At 40.0% G+C, this 23,572-nt stretch carries 18 protein-coding genes and 1 pseudogene; 10 read left to right on the top strand and 9 right to left on the bottom strand.

Translation table 11 applies throughout. The features are described 5' to 3' along the window. The first annotated feature begins 117 nt into the window (after nucleotides 1-117). From ACGEDC_RS20130 to ACGEDC_RS20105, 6 genes and pseudogenes are all read left to right on the top strand, one after another. A pseudogene (locus ACGEDC_RS20130) lies at nucleotides 118-1,163 on the top strand (UDP-glucose--hexose-1-phosphate uridylyltransferase). Between the two features lie 100 nt (nucleotides 1,164-1,263). Beyond that, nucleotides 1,264-2,421, top strand: a complete 1,158-nt coding sequence (galK, locus tag ACGEDC_RS20125; protein ID WP_372036816.1) for a galactokinase — start codon at nucleotides 1,264-1,266, stop codon at nucleotides 2,419-2,421. A gap of 397 nt (nucleotides 2,422-2,818) precedes the next feature. Continuing rightward, a complete protein-coding gene (locus tag ACGEDC_RS20120) occupies nucleotides 2,819-3,298 on the top strand; it encodes a cupin domain-containing protein (RefSeq protein ID WP_394495367.1) in 480 nt (159 codons plus the stop codon). A 347-nt stretch (nucleotides 3,299-3,645) separates the two neighbouring features. Continuing rightward, complete coding sequence (ydiJ, locus tag ACGEDC_RS20115) at nucleotides 3,646-6,723, top strand: D-2-hydroxyglutarate dehydrogenase YdiJ (protein ID WP_394495365.1); 3,078 nt, start codon at nucleotides 3,646-3,648, stop codon at nucleotides 6,721-6,723. Next, nucleotides 6,716-7,174, top strand: a complete 459-nt coding sequence (locus tag ACGEDC_RS20110) for a DUF1285 domain-containing protein (protein WP_394495363.1) — start codon at nucleotides 6,716-6,718, stop codon at nucleotides 7,172-7,174. The genes ydiJ and ACGEDC_RS20110 overlap by 8 nt, the downstream gene beginning before the upstream one ends. Before the next feature lie 154 nt (nucleotides 7,175-7,328). Then, nucleotides 7,329-7,739 carry a MarR family winged helix-turn-helix transcriptional regulator gene (locus ACGEDC_RS20105; RefSeq protein ID WP_055023233.1) on the top strand — a complete coding sequence of 137 codons (411 nt, stop codon included), beginning with the start codon at nucleotides 7,329-7,331 and terminating at the stop codon, nucleotides 7,737-7,739. A gap of 122 nt (nucleotides 7,740-7,861) precedes the next feature. Here the strand turns inward: ACGEDC_RS20105 and ACGEDC_RS20100 are convergent, their stop codons facing one another. From ACGEDC_RS20100 to ACGEDC_RS20080, 5 genes are all read right to left on the bottom strand, one after another. Further along, nucleotides 7,862-10,969, bottom strand: a complete 3,108-nt coding sequence (locus ACGEDC_RS20100) for an efflux RND transporter permease subunit (RefSeq protein ID WP_394495360.1) — start codon at nucleotides 10,967-10,969, stop codon at nucleotides 7,862-7,864. After that, nucleotides 10,966-12,306, bottom strand: a complete 1,341-nt coding sequence (locus ACGEDC_RS20095) for an efflux RND transporter periplasmic adaptor subunit (RefSeq protein WP_394495358.1) — start codon at nucleotides 12,304-12,306, stop codon at nucleotides 10,966-10,968. Before ACGEDC_RS20095 ends, ACGEDC_RS20100 begins: the two co-directional genes overlap by 4 nt. Next, nucleotides 12,303-12,929: a TetR family transcriptional regulator gene (locus tag ACGEDC_RS20090; protein ID WP_394495355.1), complete on the bottom strand. Its 627-nt coding sequence runs from the start codon at nucleotides 12,927-12,929 to the stop codon at nucleotides 12,303-12,305. The genes ACGEDC_RS20095 and ACGEDC_RS20090 overlap by 4 nt, the downstream gene beginning before the upstream one ends. A gap of 281 nt (nucleotides 12,930-13,210) precedes the next feature. After that, nucleotides 13,211-14,368: an iron-containing alcohol dehydrogenase gene (locus ACGEDC_RS20085; protein ID WP_394495353.1), complete on the bottom strand. Its 1,158-nt coding sequence runs from the start codon at nucleotides 14,366-14,368 to the stop codon at nucleotides 13,211-13,213. Nucleotides 14,369-14,432: 64 nt separating this feature from the next. After that, complete coding sequence (locus ACGEDC_RS20080) at nucleotides 14,433-15,137, bottom strand: type 1 glutamine amidotransferase domain-containing protein (protein ID WP_394495351.1); 705 nt, start codon at nucleotides 15,135-15,137, stop codon at nucleotides 14,433-14,435. Between the two features lie 152 nt (nucleotides 15,138-15,289). On the opposite strand from ACGEDC_RS20080, the gene ACGEDC_RS20075 reads away from it, so the two are divergent. From ACGEDC_RS20075 to ACGEDC_RS20060, 4 genes are all read left to right on the top strand, one after another. Further along, complete coding sequence (locus tag ACGEDC_RS20075) at nucleotides 15,290-16,222, top strand: LysR family transcriptional regulator (RefSeq protein WP_394495349.1); 933 nt, start codon at nucleotides 15,290-15,292, stop codon at nucleotides 16,220-16,222. Nucleotides 16,223-16,930: 708 nt separating this feature from the next. After that, a complete protein-coding gene (locus ACGEDC_RS20070; RefSeq protein WP_394495347.1) occupies nucleotides 16,931-17,314 on the top strand; it encodes a DUF2057 family protein in 384 nt (127 codons plus the stop codon). A gap of 364 nt (nucleotides 17,315-17,678) precedes the next feature. Further along, the gene (locus ACGEDC_RS20065; RefSeq protein WP_065107949.1) at nucleotides 17,679-18,869 is read left to right on the top strand and encodes a class I SAM-dependent rRNA methyltransferase; all 1,191 of its coding nucleotides are present in this window, start codon (nucleotides 17,679-17,681) and stop codon (nucleotides 18,867-18,869) included. A 160-nt stretch (nucleotides 18,870-19,029) separates the two neighbouring features. Further along, nucleotides 19,030-19,458, top strand: a complete 429-nt coding sequence (locus tag ACGEDC_RS20060) for a PliI family lysozyme inhibitor of I-type lysozyme (RefSeq protein WP_394495345.1) — start codon at nucleotides 19,030-19,032, stop codon at nucleotides 19,456-19,458. 87 nt (nucleotides 19,459-19,545) lie between these two features. Here ACGEDC_RS20060 and ACGEDC_RS20055 read toward each other — a convergent pair whose 3' ends face one another. From ACGEDC_RS20055 to ACGEDC_RS20040, 4 genes are all read right to left on the bottom strand, one after another. Continuing rightward, the gene (locus ACGEDC_RS20055; RefSeq protein ID WP_055023223.1) at nucleotides 19,546-19,890 is read right to left on the bottom strand and encodes a hypothetical protein; all 345 of its coding nucleotides are present in this window, start codon (nucleotides 19,888-19,890) and stop codon (nucleotides 19,546-19,548) included. Between the two features lie 219 nt (nucleotides 19,891-20,109). Then, nucleotides 20,110-20,541, bottom strand: coding sequence for a CBS domain-containing protein (locus ACGEDC_RS20050; RefSeq protein WP_394495342.1), 432 nt, complete (start codon nucleotides 20,539-20,541; stop codon nucleotides 20,110-20,112). Between the two features lie 116 nt (nucleotides 20,542-20,657). Further along, nucleotides 20,658-22,385 carry a GNAT family N-acyltransferase gene (locus tag ACGEDC_RS20045; RefSeq protein ID WP_394495340.1) on the bottom strand — a complete coding sequence of 576 codons (1,728 nt, stop codon included), beginning with the start codon at nucleotides 22,383-22,385 and terminating at the stop codon, nucleotides 20,658-20,660. 40 nt (nucleotides 22,386-22,425) lie between these two features. Then, nucleotides 22,426-23,358, bottom strand: coding sequence for a UDP-2,3-diacylglucosamine diphosphatase (locus ACGEDC_RS20040; protein ID WP_119968587.1), 933 nt, complete (start codon nucleotides 23,356-23,358; stop codon nucleotides 22,426-22,428). Nucleotides 23,359-23,572: the final 214 nt, after the last annotated feature.

Raw genomic sequence — 23,572 nt, 5'->3', positions numbered from 1 at the left:
CCAATTAAAAATAGCTATTGCACAAAAGAGGGTAAACGTTTACCCTTTTGTCATTGTATTGTTTTTAAACAGCACGTGTGACATCGAGTTATTAGCATTATTGTTTATAAAATTGAAATGGAAAGCATCATGACGTTTGATCCTACTGAGCATCCTCATCGCCGATTTAATCCATTGATAAATGAGTGGATACTTGTTTCGCCACATCGAGCAAAGCGGCCTTGGCAAGGCCAAGTTGAAAGCATTGATAATGACGTTAAGCCTAGTTATGACGAGTCATGCTTTTTGTGCTCAGGTAATACGCGAATTAATGGAGAAGTGAACCCTGAGTATCAAGATACTTTTGTATTTCAAAATGATTTTGCTGCATTAAAACCAGACACCCCTAAACACAGTGAAAACGATCCTTTATTTAAAATAGAATCAGAGCAAGGTGAAAGTCGTGTCATTTGTTTTTCGCCTGATCACAGTAAAAGCTTGCCGCAGCTATCTGTTGCTGCCATCACAAAAGTCGTGGCATGTTGGCAAGAGCAAACTCGAGAATTAAGCGAGCAGTATCAGTGGGTACAAGTATTTGAGAATAAAGGGGCGGTTATGGGCTGCTCAAACCCTCATCCACATGGCCAAGTTTGGGCGCAAAATCATTTACCAACGTTAGTGCAAAAAAACAACTGGCATTGTCTTCGTATTATGAGGCCCATCAATCAAGCCTTTTAAATGACTACGTTGGCAGAGAGTTGGACAATGCAGAACGCATTGTAGTGGCTAATGAAGATTGGGTCGTTGTGGTGCCTTATTGGGCGGCTTGGCCATTTGAAACATTAGTCTTACCGCGTTTTAGTGTAACTCGCATGACAGAACTCAGCTGTGCACAACAGTCGACACTCGCCGATATTATTAAAAAAATTACCATTAAATACGACAACCTTTTTAATTGTTCTTTCCCGTATTCAATGGGGTGGCATGGTGCACCATTTGATGGCGAAACCCACCCTGAATGGACATTACATGCCAGCTTTTTACCACCACTTTTACGTTCTGCCAGTGTACGAAAGTTTATGGTGGGATATGAAATGATGGCCGAATCTCAACGGGATCTCACCCCAGAACAAGCAGCCACAATGCTTCGTCAGCAAAGTGATGTGCATTATAAATCAGAATAAGCGGCCATTTGGGCAAGTATTAAGGACTACGAAATATAGCCAGTAGCTGGCTCATCGAAGCGCTTTATTTAAAGAGATAACACAGATAACGGATTGAATAATGAGTGAGCAATTGATAAAGAATGTAAAACACGCTTTCGAAGCGCAATTTGGTTATGCCTCCAGTCATGTTGTTACGGCGCCAGGCAGAGTCAACTTAATTGGCGAGCACACTGATTATAATGATGGTTTTGTGTTGCCATGTGCCATTAATTACAACGCAGCAGTCGCTGCAAGTCGTCGTGATGACAATGTCGTACGAGTTATTTCTTTAGATTATGGCTTAGCTGTTGATGAGTTTAGTGTAAGTGAAGAAATAACTCATGCAGAGCATGATTGGGCTAATTACATTCGTGGTGTGGTAAAGCACTTATTATTACGTGGTTATCATTTTAATGGCGCCGATATCGTTATTAGTGGAAATGTCCCACAAGGCGCGGGGTTAAGCTCATCTGCGGCATTAGAAGTGGTAATAGGTCAAACCTTTAAAACCTTATATGACTTAGCTATATCGCAACAAGAAATTGCCCTAAATGGCCAAGAAGCTGAGAATAAGTTTGTTGGGTGTAATTGCGGCATTATGGATCAGCTTATTTCGGCGCAGGCCAAAAAAGGCCATGCGTTATTAATTGATTGCCGCTCATTAAAAACTCAGCCAGTAAAACTGCCTGATGGTTTCAGCGTATTAATTGTAAACTCCAATAAAAAACGTGGTTTAGTCGACAGTGAGTACAATACTCGCAGGCAGCAATGTGAAGATGCAGCAGCTTATTTTAATGTTCAGGCACTGCGTGATGTTGATATCGCAAGATTTAATGATCAACAAAGTGAACTTTCATCAGTTATCGCCAAGCGAGCAAGGCATATTATCACCGAAAATCAACGTACTATAGATGCTGCTGAGGCAATGAGAAATAATGACATCAAAACATTACAACGACTTATGGCAGAATCGCATGCATCTATGCGAGATGATTTTGAAATAACGGTATCGGAAATCGATATTTTAGTGGAGATCATTAAAGCTGAGATAGGAGAGGCTGGTGGAGTAAGAATGACCGGTGGAGGCTTTGGAGGTTGTGTGGTTTCACTCGTACCTGATGAAATGGTTGAGCAAGTGATTAAAGCGGTTAATGCACAATACGAGCAGCAAACAGGCCTGGCTCCAAGTATCTTCATATGCAGTGCGGAAGAGGGAGCGACTGCGGTAGATGAGTAAGTGTTATTTATTGTTATTTTTTCTTAATAAGCCATATCGTCTGTAATACCGTCTATTGTGTTACACGACACATGTAATTTAGTATTCTGATCAACACACTTTATCACCTATCTAGTTTGCATGATGACTCGATAGGTGTTTTTTATTGATATCCTTTCACTGGTTTTTCATAAGCTTGGTATAAGCTGTATATAATAAGAATCTGATTAAAACAGAGAGCAATCCAGCTATTGCTAGTTAGCGCTTCTGATTAAGTACTTTGGATTAAGAACTTCTGATTAAAAACTTCGGATTTAGCATCTCAAATTAGTGCTCCAGATAGATTTGTATAAAACGGATTTTGACTCTGCTTTAATATTCATCTCTGATTTAAAATCATCGACTATAAGGAAATAACATGATTTACCACTTCACAGCTAAGAAGATACCGTGCCTAGCAAGCGCTTTACGTTCAGTCATGTTTTTAGGTCTAAGCCTGACTTTCGTTTCTCGTTTTTTGAGTACAGCTGTCGCCATAGAGCCAACCGATGATATTGCAGTTGAGCAACTCCTTAAAACAACCAAAAGTTGGGATGGTCGTACACTACCTAGTTATCCAAAAGGTCAACCAGAAGTCACTATTTTAAAAATAACCATTGCCCCCGGTGCGACCTTGCCATATCACCAGCATCCGGTCATTAATGCTGGCATATTAACGAAAGGACATTTAACTGTAACGACAAAAGCCGGTAAACAACTCGTTATGAAAGCGGGTGATGCAATAGCTGAAGTCGTTGATAAGTGGCATTACGGTACTAACTCAGGAGTAGAACCAGTCGAGATAATTGTTTTTTATGCAGGAATAGAAGGTAAACCGTTAACAATCAAGCAGAAATAAAGCGCTATTTAAATTTTGAACATTACTCTATAACCGATATGAACTTACTCTGTAGGTATTAACAGGTCGTTTATTGTTAGGCTCGGTTATCAATTTTGCCAATTAATTTTTGCCAATTATTGTCTACCAATTAATTACAGACATTACAATTGTGCCAATGATGCTCAATGATAAGTCATCATATTCATTAGGATGAGACAGATATTTATCAATTGATGAAATATGCGGCCATGATTTTGTAGAATATTCAATCGATATCAAAATTTAATGAATTTTACTAACTCAACTACTTAGCTGTTATTTTTTTGTTTATAATGATGACAAAATTACTATAACAGAAGTCGACTATGCTGCCGCTGCTATCCCATCATCAAACATTAGAACCTATCTATTTACGCTTTTTAGAAGCGCTTGAAGCCTCTTCGTTTGCAGGTGAAATAGATAAACGTTACAGCGCAAGGCTAATCCAAGCGACCGATAATTCTGTTTACCAGTTTTTACCTCAAGCTGTAATTTATCCGCTAAATCAAACTGATGTTGAACTGGTGTTAACACTGGCTTCAGATCCTCAATATAAGCAAGTCACTTTTAGTGCCCGTGGCGGTGGTACAGGTACTAACGGTCAGTCTTTAACTCATGGCTTTATTCTTGATGTTTCAAGGCATATGAATCAAGTGCTTGAAGTCAACGCTGAAGAAGGTTGGGTCAGAGTACAAGCCGGTGTCGTTAAAGATGCATTGAACGATGCACTGCGGCCACATGGATACTTTTTTAGTCCTGACTTATCAACCTCTAACCGTGCCACTGTTGGCGGGATGATTAATACTGATGCTTCAGGTGCGGGCTCTCTTGTCTATGGTAAAACCTCAGATCATGTATTAGGACTAACCAGCGTGCTGGTTGATGGCAGTGTACTTGCAACTTCACCAATGCAAGGTGATATTGCACTGGGTAAACAAGGTGATTTACACCAACAAGTTAATCAAAATTCCTTTGCTCAACATATTGTCAGTCATATTGCGAGTCGTTGTCATGAAAAGCGAGACTTGATTGTTAAGCAATTCCCTGCGTTAAATCGTTTTTTAACGGGGTATGATTTACGCCATGTCTGGAATGATGATCTGACTCAATTTGATTTATCGCGGATATTAGCAGGCTCTGAAGGCACGCTAGCGGTCTTAACCGAAGCTAAACTTAATATTACACCGCTTCCTAACACGCGAATGATGCTTAATATCAAATATGATTCGTTTGAGTCAGCATTACGGCATGCACCTTCTTTGGTTGCAGCGAGTGCCACAGTGGTTGAAACGATCGATTCAAAAGTGCTTAACCTTGCCCGCGAAGATATCATCTGGCATTCAGTTTCACACCTGATTGAAGCTGTACCTGATAAAGTCATCGAGGGGCTTAACATGGTTGAGTTTGCGGGTGATGAAGAGGATGTCAAAGCACGTATTAGCAAACTGGAATCTGTGTTGGCAAGCCAACTTGCCAATGAAGAAGCTGGTGTTGTGGGTTATCAAATCACTTCAGATAAACCAAGTATCAATAAAATTTATGCGATGCGTAAAAAAGCTGTGGGATTACTTGGGGCAACAAAAGGTCGCCGTAAGCCACTCGCATTTGCCGAAGACACCGCAGTGCCGCCTGAAAACTTAGCTGACTTTATTATGGAGTTTCGTCATTTATTAGACGGGCATAAGCTGCAATATGGCATGTTTGGTCATGTTGATGCTGGTGTGTTACATGTTCGTCCTGCACTAGATATGTGTGATGAAGCAGATGAAAAGTTATTGAAAACCATTTCAGATCAAGTGGCAGAGTTAACGCTTAAATATGGCGGCTTGATGTGGGGTGAACATGGTAAAGGTGTTCGCGGAGAATACGGTCCAGCGGTATTTGGCGATGAACTGTATGGTGAGCTCGAAGAAATTAAAGGTTTATTCGATCCGCAAAACCGTTTAAACCCAGGTAAATTGGTTGCTCCAAAAGACAGTGGCCCTATGATATTTAACGTCGACAGTGTTAAACGTGGCACATTCGACCGTCAAATCCCAATCCAAGTACGTGATGCGTTTCCTGATGTGATGAACTGCAATGGTAATGGCCTTTGCTTTAATTACAGCAGTTATTCTTTTATGTGTCCGTCATTTAAAGCAACGGGCGACCGTATCCATTCGCCAAAAGGACGCAGTGGCTTAATGAGAGAATGGCTCCGTTTACTAGAAGCTGAAGGTGTTGATGTTGATGCCCTAGCTAAGTCAAAACCATTAAGTTTTTTACAACGTGCTCAGAATAGCTATAACGCAGAGCGTGACTACGATTACTCCCATGAAGTGATGGAGTCTTTGAAAGGATGTTTAGCCTGTAAAGCATGCTCTGGACAATGCCCAGTTAAAGTAGATGTGCCTAAATTCAGAGCGCAATTTTTTAATATCTATTACAAGCGTTATATGCGCCCAGCAAAAGACTATTTGGTCGCAGGTATTGAAGATATGTTACCTATGATGGCTGCAATGCCAAAGGTGACTAACTTTGCATCGCAAAATAAACTCAGCCAATGGGTGATTAAAAAATCGATTGGTTATGTCGATGCGCCAGCATTATCGGTGCCGACACTCAAACAACGCTTAGATGGACATGAAAGTCGTGGCTATGATTTAGAAGCGCTACAGGGTATTCCTGAATCAGAGCGTGCTCAATATGTGTTAGTGGTTCAAGATCCTTTTAACAGCTTTTATGATGCGGAGCTGGTGTATCGCTTTATTCAGCTAATAAAAGAAATGGGCATAAAGCCGGTATTATTGCCATTTAAACCTAATGGTAAGCCTACCCACATAAAAGGTTTTTTAGATAAGTTTGCAAAAACAGCGCAATCCAGTGCTGACTTTTTGAATCAAGTGTATGCGCTTAATATGCCAATGGTGGGGTTAGACCCAGCCTTAGTCTTATGTTACCGAGATGAATATCAGCAAGTATTAGGCAATAGGCGTGGTAACTTTGAAGTGTTATTAGCAAATGAATGGCTAACGGATGCCATCAATTCAATACCAAAACTGAATAAAACGCAGCAAAAATTTAGCTGGTTCAGCCATTGTACTGAATCAACGGCAAAACCTGCCACGCCAGTAGAATGGAAAACCATATTTAGTCACTTTGGGGCTGAATTCGATGTGATAAACGTTGGTTGCTGCGGTATGGCTGGCACCTACGGTCACGAACAAGATAATTTAGGTCGTTCCACTAAATTGTTTGCTATGTCTTGGCAGCCGACCTTAGATAAGATTGACGATAAAACGCAAATTTTAGTGTCAGGCTATTCATGTCGAAGCCAAGTTAAACGTTTTGCAGGCTTCAAACCAAAACATCCAATTGAAGCCTTATTGCAATTGTTAGTTCAAGCGAAACAAGATAATGGCTGAACCCATTAACATTGCCGAACAATTGGGGCAATTAAGCCCCAATAATGACGAAAGCCAACAATCGTCTACACCGTTATGCAGTGATGAACCACTATTTAATATTAATATGCAAGGCGAGTGGACGTATTTGGGCAGTCCACTGCCGAAAAAGTTTGCTAAGTTATTTGCTAGTGTACTCAATGGTATTGATGGGAAGTATTTATTGATTACGCCAGTGGAAAAGGTGCAGGTGACAGTTGAACGTCACGCTTTCGTGATTGTTGATTATATTGAAAATGATGATAACAGCTTATCCCTAATTAGCAGTATTGGTACTGAGCATATAATCAACAACCCTTCATTGGTGAGATTGTTAGAAGATGCTATTGAATTTCCAGTAGAAAGAGGCGTCATTGCAGGGTTAGGGCGTGCTTGTTACTACCGCTATATTAATCAATTTGTAACAGACTGACTAAAATAGCGGTCTTATACGTATCTTACCTAGCTTAAGGTGTTAACCTGAGTATATGATGGTAATCTAAAATACAACTCAGAAATCTGCATTCTTGGCTTGATTCGTTAATTTACCTAGTAGCTAAGGATTGCTGAGCATGTAGGAGGGTTTTATGAAGCGGTACGAAAGTCTTTATTATCAAATCTCTCACCTCAACATCACGCTACAAAATGAGCTTGATGAACGCTTAAAACGTTATGAATTAGACGTTAAGCTTTGGCCAGTGCTGTTTTCTTTATGGCAAGAAGAGGGCATAAGCCAAACTGAACTATCAAAGCTATGTGATGTGGCTAACTACACCATGACGCGTCTGCTAGACCAATTACAAGTACAAGGCTATATCACTCGCCACCAAGAGTCAGACAATCGCCGTGCATTCCAAATTTTCTTAACTGACGCGGGCAAAGCGCTAGAGCAAGACTTGATCCATGAAGCGCAGTGGGTCAATGAGAAGTGTCTGGAAGCTCTCGATGAGCAAGAACAGCAAACTTTATTGCAATTGTTGAATAAAATAAATAAATAGCCTGAACATGAGCAAGAGGGAGTCTATTTACAGTTTCAGTTATATTGAACTACCAATTAAAAGGCCGTTAATGTTGTCATTAACGGCCTTTTGTTTCTTGTCAGTTTGAGCTTATGGTTTGTTTAGGCTGACAATTCTTCATGCTTATGCACGAGGTTAAAGTCAGCTAATACGGCATATGCACTTGGTATAATAAATAATACCAATAAGGTAGAGGTGAAAATACCGAACACAATAGAGATTACAATCGGTTTTACGACTTGTGCCTGTAATGAGGTTTCCATCAGTAATGGCAGTAACCCAGCAGCTGTAGTAAGCGATGTTAAAAATACCGCTCTAAATCTATCTCGGCTCGCTTTGACTACTGCTTCTTGAATGTCATCACCTATATCAACGTGGTGCCTTATGTATTGCACCAATAAGATGGAGTCGTTGACGACAATACCAGCTAATGAAACAAAGCCTAAAATTGATGGCATTGATAGGCTGTGACCTGTTAATAAGTGTCCCCAGAATACCCCAATTAAGGCAAGTGGGATGGCTAACATCACCACAAATGGTTCTAAGTAACTTCTGAATTGAAAACTTAAAATGGCGAACAAGCCAAATAAGCCAATGATGAAACCTTGCATGAACGAGGCACCGGTTTTAGCGGTTTCTTTAGCCGCACCTTCATAGTCCACTCGTAAACCTGGGTATTTTTCCCGTAATTCATTGGCATATTCATTACGTACTTTGCTGACAATCTCACTACCATTAGCTTTAGCATTATCAATATCAGCCATTACGGTTACGGTACGCTGACTTTCAATTCGCTGTATACGTACGTAAGAGCGCTCATAATTCAATGTAGCGACAGCATTAAGTGGTAGCTGACTCCCATCACTAAGCATAATAGGGAAGTTGGCTAATGCCTGTAAATTCCCTGCTTGTTGCTTATTTAGGCGTACTTGAATTTCAATGTTTTCGGGTCCTGCTTGCACGTCATCGGCAGTTTGCCCAAAATAAGCTGCGCGCAGTTGTGATGCGATCATCTCGCCATCGACACCGAAATTTTCTGCGCCGTCACGCAGTTTAACGAGCACTTCTTCTTTACCAGGGCGCATGTCATCCAAAATACCATTTACGCCTGAGAACTGGCTTAAATAAGATTGCAGATCGACTGAGGCCATTTTGAGTAATTCTAAGTCATCATGTTGAAGTCTGACTTCCACATCACGCCCAGCTGGCCCCATACTTGGTTGCTTAAAGACGAGCGATAATGGCTCAGCAATGTCTCCACTTTCTAGACGCCAATCTCGAATAAAGTCATCGATTAAGCTTTCACGAGTCTCCGCTGACAATAAATCTAACCTGACTGTTGCAACGTGGGGACCTGATTCACCGGCATCGGCGTTCATGTTGTATTGTTCGGTGATATAGCGAATCAAATTTGAGTCTTCTTGATTCTCTTTGGTATAACGGTCACCCACTTTATTCGCGCTTGCGACTAACTTTTCGACCACTTGTTTGGTTTGATCCAGTGTTGATCCTGGCGGCAATATAATGCGCGCTTCAGCGATATCACCATCAAGTTCAGGGAAGCCAACAAATTTCACAGCGCCGCCGGCAACTAGGGCAATAGAGACAAAGAGTAAACCTAAGGTTGCCCCAAGGCTTGCATAACGCCACTTAACCACAAAGGTGACAGCTTCAACTAAATTGTTATTACGGAAATGCTCAAATTTTTCTAAAAAGACACGCTTAAATTTAAGCGGTGGTTTTTCTTGTTTATTTGATTTTAATGAGTGGCTTAAATGGTTCGGTAAAATCAAAAAAGCTTCAATCAAACTGACGCTGAGCACCATAATTAAGACGAGTGGTACAACGGATAGTACATCGCCCATTTGGCCGTCGAGCCACAACAAACTGCCAAAAATAAACACTGTCGTTAAAAAGGATGAGAATACCCCAGGTGCGACCTTTTTAACTCCTTGAGTGACAGCATCATTAATGGGTAAGCCTTTTTCTACATGGGCAGCAACTGACTCTGCGATCACAATGGCATCATCCATCATGATACCAATGGCCATTAACAAACCGACTAGGCTCATGATGTTAATGGATACGCCAAACACCCACATTAAAAATAACCCGCCCATGAAGGCGACTGGCAGACCTGCGGACACCCAAAAAGAATAACGTAACGAGAAAAACAGCCACATTGAAAAGAACACTAAGATGATCCCTTGCCAGCCATTTTTAAGCAGCATGGATAATCTGTCTTGTAGCAATGATGACATATCATTTGTGAGCGTGAGCGTAACGCCATCAGGGGCGACGAGTTGCTCTTGGGCAACAAACTCGGTGACTCGCTCTTTAATGCGCAAAGCATCATCAGCTTTATTTTTTTGAACTTTTAATACCGCTGCAGCTTTACCATTAAATATGGTGTGCTCTTCTTCTAGTTCAAATAAGTCTTCAATTTTAGCGATATCACGTAAGCGAACCACACCGCCTTCAGGGTTTGACGATATGATTATTTTACCCAAATTTTCAGGGGTAATTTGCCGCTCATCAAAACGGATCAATAAGTTTTTATCTGATAACTCTACGCTGCCTGCTGGCATTTGAACGTTCTGACGGCCAACTTTATCGGCGACTTCTGCCACGGTAAGCCCTAAACGTCTTATGTCAGCCTCGTTTAGCTCGACTCGGATTTGATGATCTGAAAAGCCTGATACCGTGACTAAATTTACCCCTGCATCAATCTTTAACCGTCGTTTTAAATCTTCAGCGTAAGACTTTAAGTGAGGCAAACTGGCATCGGCTGCAATAGCAATATCGACGACAGGTTCTGCCCAATCAAGCTCTTTGACGGTCGGTGGGTCAATTTGTGATGGGAAGTCTTTAATGGCGTTAATTTCAGTCTGAATATCGACTAAACTGCGGCCCATATCGGCATCACCTGTGAGCTTAACGGTAAGAGAGGCAAAGCCTTCTTGTGCATCACATTTAGTTTCTTCAATGTCGCTTAGGCCATCAATGGCATCTTCCATTCTCAAACATAAGCTTTCTTCAACCTCTGCAGGAGAGGCGCCAGGATAAACGACACTGGCAATAATGTAAGGCGGGCTAAACTCTGGGAATGTTTCTCGCTTAATTTTGCCAATACTACTTAGGCCGACAACAAAAAACGCCAGCATCATTAAGTTTGCGATGGTTGGATGTCGAGTGAAAAAGTTAATCACTGGTTTAACTCCTCATCACTTTGACTGTTTTGTTGTGCCACTTTTAAACTCATGCCTGCAATGGCAGGAATAAGATCGTTAGTAACGATTTGCATGTTTTGAGTTAATGGTGCAGTTGTTGACTGGCTTTCGATTGCGACGCCCTTATCAGTGCGATATACCACTTTAACCTCAATAATCTGTAGTTTTCCTTCAAGATCCATGACATAGATTTGGTCGCCATGGAGGGCTTTTTCAGGGATAACAAATTGCTCTGACGGGTAGCCATGGATATAAGCTGTAACAAACATGCCATTGGTTAATGGTGGGCGTTTTACCAGATCCATATCATTAAAGTCTTGTTCAACTTCAAGGTAAAAGCCTATGGTTGCTTGATCCGGATTAATGGTATCGGCTATTCGAGTGAGTTTTGCTTGCCACTGGTGATGTTTTTGTCCCATGTTGATTTCAACATAAGCATCAAAGTTGACTTTTTCGATTGATGGCAATGATGCTGTGTCACGTGGGATCCCAGAGATGCTGCTAATCAGTGTTTCAGCATCTTGCAACGAGAGCTCGGCTTTGATTTCTACAGCGCCGAGCTGGTGGGCTTCAAACAACACCGAACCATTCGTCACCGCTTGAGCTCGCTCTATGTTCACCTCAGCAATACGGGCGTCAAAGGGCAGGGTAAAGCGGGTATTGTTGAGTTGTCGCTGTGCATCATTCAGTAAGGCTTGATTAACTTTGACTTGAGCTTGGGTCACTTTTCTATCATCGGGCAGTAAACTCAAGCTGCTGTTTAAGTCTTGAACTAGGTTACGCTGGGCAAGTAATGCTTGCTTTTGGGTTTCGAGTTCTGATTTAGATATAAGATTTTTAACATTAAGCGCTTGTTTACGCTGGTACTCTTGATCCACTAACGTGAGTTTTTGCTTTTCAATTTGCAAACTGGTTTCAAGGTTAACTTCTTTTTGGTTTAATTGAATTAACTGCGCCTCTGCGGCATTCACATTAGCTTCAGCTTGCGCTAATTTAAGTTCGTATTCGAGTGGATCAATAGCTAATACTAAGGTGCCAGCTTTAATTAATCGGCCAGTTTCAAGTTCTGGGTGACGATAAATAATCTTACCACCAACCTCAGCAATACCTTGCCAACTGTGCTTTGGCGCGACTCTGCCATACGCTTTAATCACTGGCATACTTTGTTGTTTGTCGAGATTAATGACTTCAACTAAACGAGATTTATCATGACCTGCTTCCAGTTCAGGCGATGAGCGCATTGCAATTGCGATAAATAAAATAATAAATCCGGCAGCAATCCCCGGGAAAACATAACGTCTTTTTAAGCTGGTCATTTTTTGCAGTCCTGGCTTGGTTGGTTGTCATCGGCAAAAAGCCCATGACGTAAAAGTGATGCATTGTGCTTCGCAAGCTTTTGCATAAATTCAGGTGAGGTTTCAATGCCTACGGCTTTTTTAAATAGCTCAGGCATCAAAAAAGGGAAAATCAGTAAGCTAATAAAACTCATTTTGGCGCACATTACATCAACATCCGCTTTTAAAATATTGGCATCTTTAATTTTGTCTATGATGGCGAATTTAGGTGATGGCATTAAGGTTAATAGCCTTGCTTGTAGTTCACGATTTTGCGGTGAGTCAGGCAAACTTGCAGTGCGATAAATGAGCTTCGGAAAATCTGGGTTTTGACTCATCATACTGTAATAAGTGCTAAGTATTTCTTCTGGTGAGTTGTGGATCATTGCTTTGTTAGTTTGAGATATTTTTTGCGTCAGTGGTGCTAATGTTTCTTTTAGCATTTCACTGAATAAGCCCAATTTGGATTGAAAATAATAACGGATCAGACTGGCGTCAACATTCGCTTGCTGTGCAATCGCACGTACAGATACTTTGTCGTAATCGCTTTCAACAAAGAGTACGCGAGCAGCTTCGATTAATGCATTGCGATTATCGACCTGCATTAACGGTCTACCAGCAGTTTTTTAAGAATGGGCATCGGTAAGCACTAATGTATGAATAATTCTTCAAGTGTAGAATATAGTAAGCCAACCTGAGTCTTTCGTTTACTATTTAAATTCATCAATATTCCACATTTGATGAATTAATTGAAAATTTCAACACTAGATCACACTTCTTTCAGTGGCGATTTAAATATTAAAACAGTATAAAAAACAAAAGCTAGCAAGATGCTAGCTTTTAGTCACAACAGAGTAAAAATCTGTGTTCAATTAAGTTAAATCATTTATAACGCTGTCGTTAGTATTTCTCGGCTGACAGTTAAATCAATATCACCATGTTCACCTAGTTTTGTCATACCGTGTTTTTCAAGGGCATTAACCATTACATCGACTTGTTCTGTACCTAAATCAATATCTCCTAAACGAATTGGCACTTGCATTCGTTTAAAGAACGCTTCTGTTGCAAGAATCGCTTGATCAATTTTTTGCTCATCAGTGCCTGTAGTGATGCCAAATACACGTTCAGCATATTGAACTAGCTTGTCATGTTTTTGTACTCGGCGCACTTTCATTACTGCAGGTAACACGATTGATAAAGTTCGTGCATGATCAATACCGTGGCTGGCTGTTAATTCATGACCAATCATGTGAGTCGACCAATCTTGTGGTACGCCGGCACCAATTAAGCCATTAAGTGCCATGGTGGCTGACCACATGATATTAGCTCTGACTTCTAGATCTTGTTTTGTATCGGCAGCGAGAGCTTTAGGGCCTTCTTCAATTAAGGTTTGCAGTAAACCTTCACTGAATCTGTCTTGTACTTTACCGTTGACGCTGTAAGTTAAGTATTGCTCCATAATATGAATGTAAGCATCAATAACCCCATTACTAATTTGTCGATCTGACAGTGATAGCGTCACAGAAGGATCGAGTACAGCAAATAATGGTCTGACTAATGGGCTACCAAATGGCAATTTATTACCATCACGAGTAATAACGGAGCCGCCATTAGACTCTGAACCTGTCGCTGGCAGTGTTAAGACTGCACCGATTGGCAGTGCTTGTTTAACACTTGCACCTTTTGCAACGATATCCCAAGGATCTTGGCCTTCAAATTTTGCAGCAGCGGCTATAAATTTAACGCCATCAACGACTGAACCACCGCCTACTGCTAGGAGGTAATCAATATTTTCCGCTTCAATGATGGCTTGCGCTTTCATTAACGTATCGTATTGCGGGTTAGGCTCAACACCAGAGAACTCAAACCAAGTATGGTCTTTAAGTGCTTCGGTGACTTGTTGGTATACGCCATTTGACTTAATCGACCCGCCGCCATAAACCATTAACACTTTGGCATCTGCTGGGATTTCTTGGCTGATTGCGCTGATTTGGTTTTCACCAAATAAAATTTTTGTATTGTTTTGAAAAGAAAAATTTAACATGTTTCGTTCCTGATAATAAAGTGATGCACTGTATTACACAGTGGGGATCAAGACTAATTGACGGTTATGCATTGAGCTGGCTAATCAACTTTTGTGCTGTTAATGATGAGCTAGCAGGGTTTTGACCTGTTATGAGTAAGCCATCTTGTACGGAGAAAGCATGCCAATCTGCCGCTTTTTGGTAATCAGCACCACGGGCGATAAGTTCATCTTCTAATAAAAATGGCACAATATCCATTAATTGGACAGCGTCTTCTTCTGAGTTCGTGAAGCCTGTTACGGCTTTATCAGCGACAATATGCTTACCGTTTTGGTCTTTGACATTTAATAACACAGCTGTGGCGTGGCAAACTGCTGCGATAGGTTTATTTTGAACCACAAATTGGTTAATCAGTGAGATTGAATCTGCATTGTCAGCTAAATCCCATAATGGCCCATGTCCGCCCGGATAAAATACGCCATCAAACTCTGCTGGATTTAAGCTAGATAATACACGAGTGTTAGCCAGCAATGATTTAAGCTGCTCGTCGTTGTCAAAACGGTGAGTGTCCTCTGTTTGAAAATCAGCTAATTCACTTTTGGGATCAATAGGCGGCTGTCCACCAAGAGGAGAGGCTAAAACGACTTCATAGCCAGCATCGGCAAATACATAATAAGGTGCTGCAAACTCTTCAATCCAAAATCCGGTTTTTTCACCTGTATTGCCTAACTTGTCATGTGAAGTTAGCACCATTAATACTTTTTTGGTGGTTTGTGTTGCTTGAGTCATGATATTCCCTTAAACAAGTTTGTGTAGTGAGGCTCTGAATAATGCAACACAGTATAGAAATACATTTATATTCGTACAATGCAGATATTTTCGACTTCATTGTTTAATTAATTGATACAATGGCCGGAAAGTTTTAAGCGGAGTATTGTTAAGTGAACGTATCGTTTGAACAGTTAAAGAGCATGGTGGTTTTTTCACAAGTAGTGGAGCAAGGTAGCTTGAGTGGCGCGGCAAAGCACATCGGCTTATCTCGTGCTGTGGTGAGCTACCATTTAAAAAAGCTTGAAGCGCATTTATCAGTAAAGTTACTTAACCGCTCAACAAGAAGCATCAGCCTAACCGAAGAGGGCAAAGCCTATTATCAGTCATGTAAAGTGATTGCTCAGCAAGCTTTTAATGCGAATCGACAAATTGAAAATATGAAAAGTGAACCCGTAGGGCTAATTCGTATTACTTGTCCGGTTAATGCTGGGCTTGAAACCATAGTGCCAGCCTTGAATGAATTTAAAGTGCTGTACCCCAAAATTGAACTTGATGTCATGTTGACTGATGAAATTGTCAATATCATAAATCAAGGGTTTGATTTAGCGATTAGAGGTGCGCCATTAGTTGATTCAAGTTTACAAGCTACAAAACTCTGTGTATTAACGACTTGTTTGTGCGGTTCTCCAGATTACTTTGAGCGTAACGGTCGCCCGAGTTCGCCGGCTGATCTTAGCTCACATGATTGGGTTATCTATAAACCTCTTAAAAAAGTCTTGGAGCTGAAGAAAGGTGCTCGCTCGTTCAGCATTGAAATGAAAGGCTCGATAACCACAAATAATGCTTCAGCACGAACAGCCTTTATTGAAGGAGGACATGGTATAGGTAGGGTGCCGACTTACGATGCTTGGCCGAAAGTTAAGCAAGGAACCCTTGAAACCGTACTCGATGATTACCATTTATCCGATATTAATATTTATGGTGTATTCCCGCCTGGGGCGGCTGACTCAAAAAAATTGCGTTTATTACTCGATTTTTTAAAGGTGTATTTTGATAAACAGATTAGTCAAATGAGCTTATCTAAAACACATTTTAATCAGTAGATGAAACGTTTTGTAAAGCAGACTTCACTGTCAGTTTAAGACGATCTTTTGGCCGTTTTAATTGTGTCTTTACACCATCTAAGACAGCAGTACCAACTAACCAAAAAACAACCTGCAGCTAATACATAAGTGATTGAATTGTGCTCAGGAAAGCTAAAAGGATGGCAAATTACATCAAGCCAAAAAAGGCTTGTGGTAATAGCCATGAGTACACTCAATGTGCCCAGTACGGTAATAGTCAGTTTGGAAAACATGATATGACGTTTTTTGCAATGACACATGGATGAAAAATCCACAATTTCTGCGTCACAATGAATGCAAGTTACTCTTCTTTTGTATGACTTACTCATTTGATTTCGAACCTGCTACACGTGAACCTGCTGTCGTGTGATTACTTAACATCAACAACTTACCTCTATCAATCTTGAATATTTGTTACCTAGGTAACTTTAGTGTTAATGCTTGTTAATTTCTTTGCATTAAATCAAAGAATACTGGATTAGAATTAAATTTTAAAAAATAAAAAAATATTTTTTGATTTTTACTCATATAGATAGATGGTTTTTATAATATCTTTTTCCTCATATTTTATAGATTTAAAAATAATTCTAAAAAATGAAATTTTAATTTTCATTTTAAGGTCTCTTTATTTAACCGGTGCAGTGTTTTGTGCCAAGTGGGACAAGAAGATATTAATTGGAGTGAAATATGAATACCAAAATAATGATTTTGACCGCTTTTAGTTTTATGTTAACCAGTTTTACGGCTCAGTCATCAAGCATTACGTTTCATGATGATTTAGATGTTGATAGTGTGAATGGTGTTGTTATCGAATTTCAGCGTGAAGTGGATCTTATCCCTGGCGAGCAATTAATTGAAGTGAGCTATAGCGATCTGTTTCAAGATAACGCCGATGACTCAGGGCATTGGGTTAAGTCTGAACCACTTTATCTTAAGCTAAATGTCGAAGGTAATGAGCAGTATCATTTAGATTTACCTGAGTTGTACTCAGCTGATGATGCAAAAGACTTTTACAAAATCCAGTACTATCTTTGTCAGTTGATGGCGAGCCTCAAGATATTACATTATTGAGTCAATCACAGTTATTTACTTTACTATTATTAAAACAATAGCCATTGATTTTAATAAAATATTGCTTATAAGGTTATTTACATATCATCCTTAATTATTTCACTGTTTGAGATAGTTAACTCTGTGAAATATTTCTTTAGAATGCTACTCAATTATGAGTAGCATTTTTATATTTAATTACCCACCACGTTAAAATAACCATTTGATTTGGATTTTTAGTTAACTTCAAATTGATGTTACTGATTCTCGATGAGTTACCTCGAGTGTATGACATTCAATTTCAAGCTATAATTTTTAGATTCTAACTTGCGTTCCCTATACAGGATCCTTATTATCCTTATCCCAATTTTAAAAAGGCAGCATCATGGCAATCAGAATCAAGCTTAGACCTAAGCGTGAAAAATCACTTGAACGTAAGCACCCTTGGGTATTTGCAAGTGGTATACATAACATTAAAGGTAAACCACAAGCAGGTGAAACCGTTGATGTTGTCGCTCATGATGGTCATTGGTTAGGCCGTGGTGCTTGGTCACCTGAATCACAAATTCAAGTGCGTGTTTGGACGTTTGATAAAGAAGAACAAATCGATAAAGACTTCTTTGTTCGTCGTATTCAGCGTGCTCAATTGGGGCGTGATGCATTAATTGAAGAACAAGGCCTTACCGGCTATCGTCTTATTGCTGCGGAATCAGATGGCTTACCGGGTATTACCATTGATAAGTACGCGAATGTTTTAGTCTGTCAATTACTGAGCACAGGGGCTGATTACTGGCGTGATACTTTAGTTGAGGTATTAGCAGAACTCTATCCTGATTGTGCCATTTACGAGCGTTCTGATGTCGACTCTCGTAAGAAAGAAGGTTTAAAGCCTGTCACCGGTTTATTGCACGGTGAATTACCAGTAATGCCAGTGGTAATTGAAGAAAATGGTATCAAAATTTCTGTTGATGTGACAAAAGGCCATAAAACGGGTTTTTATTTAGATCAACGTGATAACCGCGCTATTGCAGCACGCTTCGTAAAAAATAAGTCAGTGCTTAATTGCTTTTGCTATACAGGTACATTCGGTTTGTATGCCGCAAAAGGCGGCGCAGCGAGCATTGAAAATGTCGATGTCTCTAAACTTGCGTTAGATACCGCGCGATTAAATATGGAAATAAACGGCTTTAATGATGATCACGTTAATTACCATGAAGCTGATGTGTTTAAGTTACTGCGCCAGTATCGTGATGAAGGTAAAACCTTTGATGTCATTGTGCTAGATCCACCTAAGTTTGCTGACAATAAAGCACAACTGAATGGTGCTTGCCGTGGTTACAAAGACATCAATATGATTGCGATGCAGTTATTAAATCCGGGTGGAACATTACTAACGTTCTCTTGTTCAGGGTTAATGGCCGCTGATTTATTCCAAAAAGTGGTTGCTGATGCGGCGCTTGATGCAAAGCGTGACGTTCAATTTATTGATAGATTGAGCCAAGCAAGTGATCATCCTATTGGTAGTGCGTTTCCAGAAGGGTTTTACCTTAAAGGCTTGGTTGCAAGAGTCTTTTAAAGACTATTGCCACTGACGCTCGTGATTAAGGCTGCCATATGGCAGCCTTTTTAATGCTTAAAATTCGCGAACTGTAATAATATGAACAATGCTTAAGCTAAGGTTTTGTTGATAGTTAACTTGATGTACTTTTAAGTACCATGGATAGGAAGGGCTAATAATGAAAAATATGAAAAAGACTTCTCGTGTAAACAATATGCTGTCGTTTTTGATGATTGCGCCTTTGTTGTATGGCAGCGTAAGTATGGTTAACGCCCACGAAGTACACGAGTTAACTACATCAAATGGTGGCACTTATGTTAAAGCATTTTCTTTTTCTAACCAGCAAAGTGTGGTGATTGCTGAAGGCCGTATCGAGCCACGTTCTATTGGTACCATAAGCATTAAGCTATATAAAAACTTGGATGTAGGTGATTTTGCTGATGGGATAATTATTCCTAGAGATGGCACAATTTTATCGGTAGAAGTCCTTAAAGATAATAGTGATGGCCAACAACTTAATATTACTACGGTAACTGCTGGAAGTGGAAACTATCAAACAAGCCAGTTGGTGTGTATTGCAGAAAACGCTGTCAGTTTATGCGACTAAAAAACAGTAAAACAAATATAATCGCTACGCTAGGGCTGCATATCGCAGCCTTTTTTAATGTGTATCTTCAATGTAATTTCGGTACCGTTAACTAAACCAATAAAGACCTAAAACACTCATAAACGTTACCATGACACTGGCTTCAAATACTTTCTTACTGCTTAATAAGCTTTGTTTACCTTGTTTTAAACTCCCAATTAATTGGTTTTGTTTGTATAAACGACAGGTTAATTGCTCTGTTTGTGGGTCAATGAGTAACTGAAGTTGGCAAGGTTTGCCATTTTTAAGCTCAATACGGTGAGTACTTCTTTGGCTAAAGTTGATTTTACTTGATACAAGCTGATCATTAACTAAAACACGCTCTAATCCAAACCAATCACTGGCAAGCAATTCGATTTTTTCATGATTTAAATGATATTTAAAACTTGTCATTAATCTCTCCTTGGCGTGTAAACCTACCTTAAGATAAGCAGACAAATGTGACGTTTTCCACCAAGATAAATGAAGTTTTTTTGAATGGATTAGTATGTGATTGTTGAGATTGAAGAAAATTTTTTATTTTATTTTTGGAGCAAGTAATTATTAGACAGAAACGCATAAAATAGTTTTTGTCATTAATTATATGATTTTAATTATATATAAAACAGGCGGTTACGGTTGTTCGTCATTCAAGGGTTCTAAACCACAATAATGAGCAAGTAGATCACGCCAACTCACAATACCGACAATTTCCTTATCCACTAATACAGGCAAGCAGGTGATCCCTTTAGATAAGATAAGTTCTGAAGCACTGTTAACATCCAATTCCGGAGGAATAGTGATAGGGTGGTGAGCCATCACTTGATGGACACGTTTTTGTAGGGTTTCAATATCTCGAGTTAGTTCTGCGGCCGTGCCAAGATTTGGACTGATAGCATTAACCAGATCGGCACGCGCCAAGATACCGGAGACTTGATTATGTTCATCTAACACCACAAGGTGATGAAAGGGTACATTGTCAAAAATATCTTTAGCCGTGGCTAACCGATCATCCATTTCAACGGTGACTACTCTGTGGCTCATTATTTGCTCAACAGTAACCATCTTGTTCTCCTTTTCAATTAATCTATTTATATCAGACAATTGAAAAGCCGACAAATGATGAATAATTGAGTCATGTATCGTGATTGATTAGTTCATTGCTTATTTCAACAGTTACTTTATGGTTTAGTTAAGTGGTAATTAATGTATCGTTGCTGCTTTTTAGGTTTCAGCGCATGGACATCAACAAGTACCAGTCCATCAATACAGTTGCCAAAATCAGTATCGATACCAAAGTCGAGAAACGATACGCCATCTTGTTCGCACAGTTCGCCATATTGTTTAAACAGTGGCGGTACTGCCGCCCCCATATTCGCCATTGTGTGTTTTAACACTTTGAAATTAGATGCGTAATCGTCAGCGGAATAAAGTGCATCGAGTTGTTGGCGTTTATCTTGGGTAAAGCGGTAAGGGCAATTAGAGATTGCTAACACCTCAGGGTTACTGAATTGCTTCTGATAGAAATGGACAAGCATTTCTTTCGCTTGTTCGGGGATTTGGTCACTAATAGACACAGGACCAAATAAATAGCGAAATTGTGGATTCTTAGCTAAATAAGCACCAATACCAAGCCATAGGTAGTCTAGGCTTCGTTTTCCCCAATACTTTGGCTGCACGAAGCTACGGCCAAGCTCTAAGCCATTTTCAAAGTAGGGGGCAAACTCATCGTTATATTGAAACAATGATTGGCTATATAAGGCCGTTTTACCTTGATGCTCGTGAACCCACTTAGCACTTGCAAAACGATATGATCCTACAATTTCTAAATCATCCTTATCCCATAACACCAGGTGCTGATAATAAGGATCATATTGATCGTTATCTCGCCTGTTGCCGCTACCTTCCCCCACGGCACGAAATGCGATTTCTCTTAATCGGCCAATTTCTCGCATGATTGGATTGCAGCCTTGGTGCTGATATAAAAAGATTTGTTTATTGTCATTAGTCTCACCGAGCATCTCACATTGTTGCAAAGCTGATTGCAGTTCACTTCGTGATTCTGGATGGGCAATGGCTTTTTGTGTAGCAAATAATGGCCGACGATTCTTTCCAATTCGATAAAGGTGATTCTTAAGTAACTGAACCTTGGTTTTGACATTAAAATCATGTCCAGTGATAGCTTCTTTAGGAATTAACTGTCCAATTCGTACTGGCATGGTGCGCTTTTGCTGTTTAAACATTTCTTTGACGAGCAATAAACTAGCGAGTGGCTTATAAATCATTGAAGCGCCATAGAATGAAAGTGAGTTTTTAGCATCAACAAACATTGGCAGTAACGGAGCATTGCAGGAGTTGGCCATTTTTAAAAAGCCAGAATGCCACTTTAAATCAGTGACACCTGAGGGTCTGAGTCTTGATACTTCTCCTGAAGGAAAAATTAATACAGCGCCTTCATTTTTTAGGTGCAAGTGAATATTTTCTAAGTGCTGTCTTGGGGTACCACCGGACATGTTATTCACGGGAAGCAGCAGAGAATGTAATGGTTCAAGTGCCATCAGCAGTTCATTCGCGACGACTTTGATATCAGGTCGAACTTGGCTAATAAGTTTGATGAGAGCGAGTGCATCAAGGGAGCCGATAGGGTGATTGGCATAAATAACCACTCTGCCTTCGATGGGAATATTTTCAATTTCATTACTAGGCACTGAGTAATTGAAATCAAAACAATCTAGTACATGCTCGACAAAATCTACCCCTTTCAAATAAGCGAATTCTGCCGCGATCTCATTACATTGTTTTTCGTTTAATAAATAACGCAACATGGCTTTTGTTGGTGTTGCTAGCCAAGGTGTTTGGTGGATTTTGGGTAAGTTTTTTTCTACCACATTATCTACTGTAAAAATCATGTCCATAGCCTTTATTGTTATAAGAAGTGAGTAGTCAGTGCTAAGCGACTTTTTGCTTCATTGGAGTAGCAGTGGCTTCACTCAATGTGATTTGATTGATGACTTTGGTCGTGCACGCTTCATCACTCCAGCGAAGCAGCTGTAATTCACCACTGTGGGTTTCAGCAATCAGCGTACAATTTTCGACCCAGTCACCGTCGTTGGCATAAATGATATTCTTGTGTTGGGATAATTCTGGTTGGTGAATATGACCGCAAACTACTGCTTGTACTTGCTGTGTTTGTGCGTAGCGCAATACTGCATCTCGATACATGCTGATGGCATGTTGTGCTTTATTGACTCGGAGTTTCACGTAACTGGCTAAAGACCAATACGAAAAGCCTAAGCTGTGTCTAATACGATGTAATTTACGATTGAGTAATAACAAAACATCATATAAGTGATCGCCAAGTTTGGCGTAGGTGCGACTTATACACACTTCTGAATCAAATTGATCGCCATGTAACATTAAAATTTTATCGCCAGTTATGCATTCATGTATATATTGGCGGGTGATGGTAATGCCCCATATTTGGAAATTACTATAAGCTTTAAACTCTTCATCATGGTTGCCTGGTATAAACTTGATTTCGATGCCGCTTTGCGCCAGTTGGATTAACTTTTGTAGGACTAGGTTATGACTTTCAGGCCAATAAACTTTACGTTTTAGTGCCCAGATATCAATGATGTCGCCAACTAAATAAAGCTTATTAGTGTGAGTTTGATTAAGCAGATCCAATAAATATTCTGCTTTGCAATCGACACTGCCTAGGTGAACATCTGAAATCCATAAAGCATTGAAAGTTTGTTTTACTTTGCCACTAGATTTAGGGGATTTGCTGGTTGTAATCGCATGTTCAAAAGGGCTGAAGTGAGAAGTGGGATTAGATGTAAGTTCATGTAAACCGGTCTTATCTTTAGCATTTTGAGTCATTGATATATCGCTCAACGATGAATGTCTAAACTAGCATAGGAGCGGTTTTTGAACTCAAGATGACGCCAATATGTCAAAGGGATGACAATTTACAGTGAACGGAGCCGAGTTAAATGAATGCAAGGCTAAGCAAGGCAATGCTACTTTGGATAAGATTTAGTAAGGCTCTAAGAGACAATAAGAGCCAAAATTTGGTCATTGGCAGTAAACGAAT

Origin of the sequence: Shewanella sp. ENK2 (assembly GCF_043568515.1) — a bacterium.
GTDB classification, from domain to species: domain Bacteria; phylum Pseudomonadota; class Gammaproteobacteria; order Enterobacterales; family Shewanellaceae; genus Shewanella; species Shewanella japonica.
This window is presented reverse-complemented; position numbering and strand designations above follow the sequence as displayed.

Bases quoted from the DNA above. Each gene is read 5' to 3' on its own strand.
- galK (WP_372036816.1), top strand. From the start codon at position 1,264: ATGAGTGAGCAATTGATAAAGAATGTAAAACACGCTTTCGAAGCGCAA.
- ACGEDC_RS20120 (WP_394495367.1), top strand. From the start codon at position 2,819: ATGATTTACCACTTCACAGCTAAGAAGATACCGTGCCTAGCAAGCGCT.
- ydiJ (WP_394495365.1), top strand. From the start codon at position 3,646: ATGCTGCCGCTGCTATCCCATCATCAAACATTAGAACCTATCTATTTA.
- ACGEDC_RS20110 (WP_394495363.1), top strand. From the start codon at position 6,716: ATGGCTGAACCCATTAACATTGCCGAACAATTGGGGCAATTAAGCCCC.
- ACGEDC_RS20105 (WP_055023233.1), top strand. From the start codon at position 7,329: ATGAAGCGGTACGAAAGTCTTTATTATCAAATCTCTCACCTCAACATC.
- ACGEDC_RS20095 (WP_394495358.1), bottom strand. From the start codon at position 12,306: ATGACCAGCTTAAAAAGACGTTATGTTTTCCCGGGGATTGCTGCCGGA.
- ACGEDC_RS20090 (WP_394495355.1), bottom strand. From the start codon at position 12,929: ATGCAGGTCGATAATCGCAATGCATTAATCGAAGCTGCTCGCGTACTC.
- ACGEDC_RS20085 (WP_394495353.1), bottom strand. From the start codon at position 14,368: ATGTTAAATTTTTCTTTTCAAAACAATACAAAAATTTTATTTGGTGAA.
- ACGEDC_RS20080 (WP_394495351.1), bottom strand. From the start codon at position 15,137: ATGACTCAAGCAACACAAACCACCAAAAAAGTATTAATGGTGCTAACT.
- ACGEDC_RS20070 (WP_394495347.1), top strand. From the start codon at position 16,931: ATGAATACCAAAATAATGATTTTGACCGCTTTTAGTTTTATGTTAACC.
- ACGEDC_RS20065 (WP_065107949.1), top strand. From the start codon at position 17,679: ATGGCAATCAGAATCAAGCTTAGACCTAAGCGTGAAAAATCACTTGAA.
- ACGEDC_RS20060 (WP_394495345.1), top strand. From the start codon at position 19,030: ATGAAAAATATGAAAAAGACTTCTCGTGTAAACAATATGCTGTCGTTT.
- ACGEDC_RS20055 (WP_055023223.1), bottom strand. From the start codon at position 19,890: ATGACAAGTTTTAAATATCATTTAAATCATGAAAAAATCGAATTGCTT.
- ACGEDC_RS20050 (WP_394495342.1), bottom strand. From the start codon at position 20,541: ATGGTTACTGTTGAGCAAATAATGAGCCACAGAGTAGTCACCGTTGAA.
- ACGEDC_RS20045 (WP_394495340.1), bottom strand. From the start codon at position 22,385: ATGATTTTTACAGTAGATAATGTGGTAGAAAAAAACTTACCCAAAATC.
- ACGEDC_RS20040 (WP_119968587.1), bottom strand. From the start codon at position 23,358: ATGACTCAAAATGCTAAAGATAAGACCGGTTTACATGAACTTACATCT.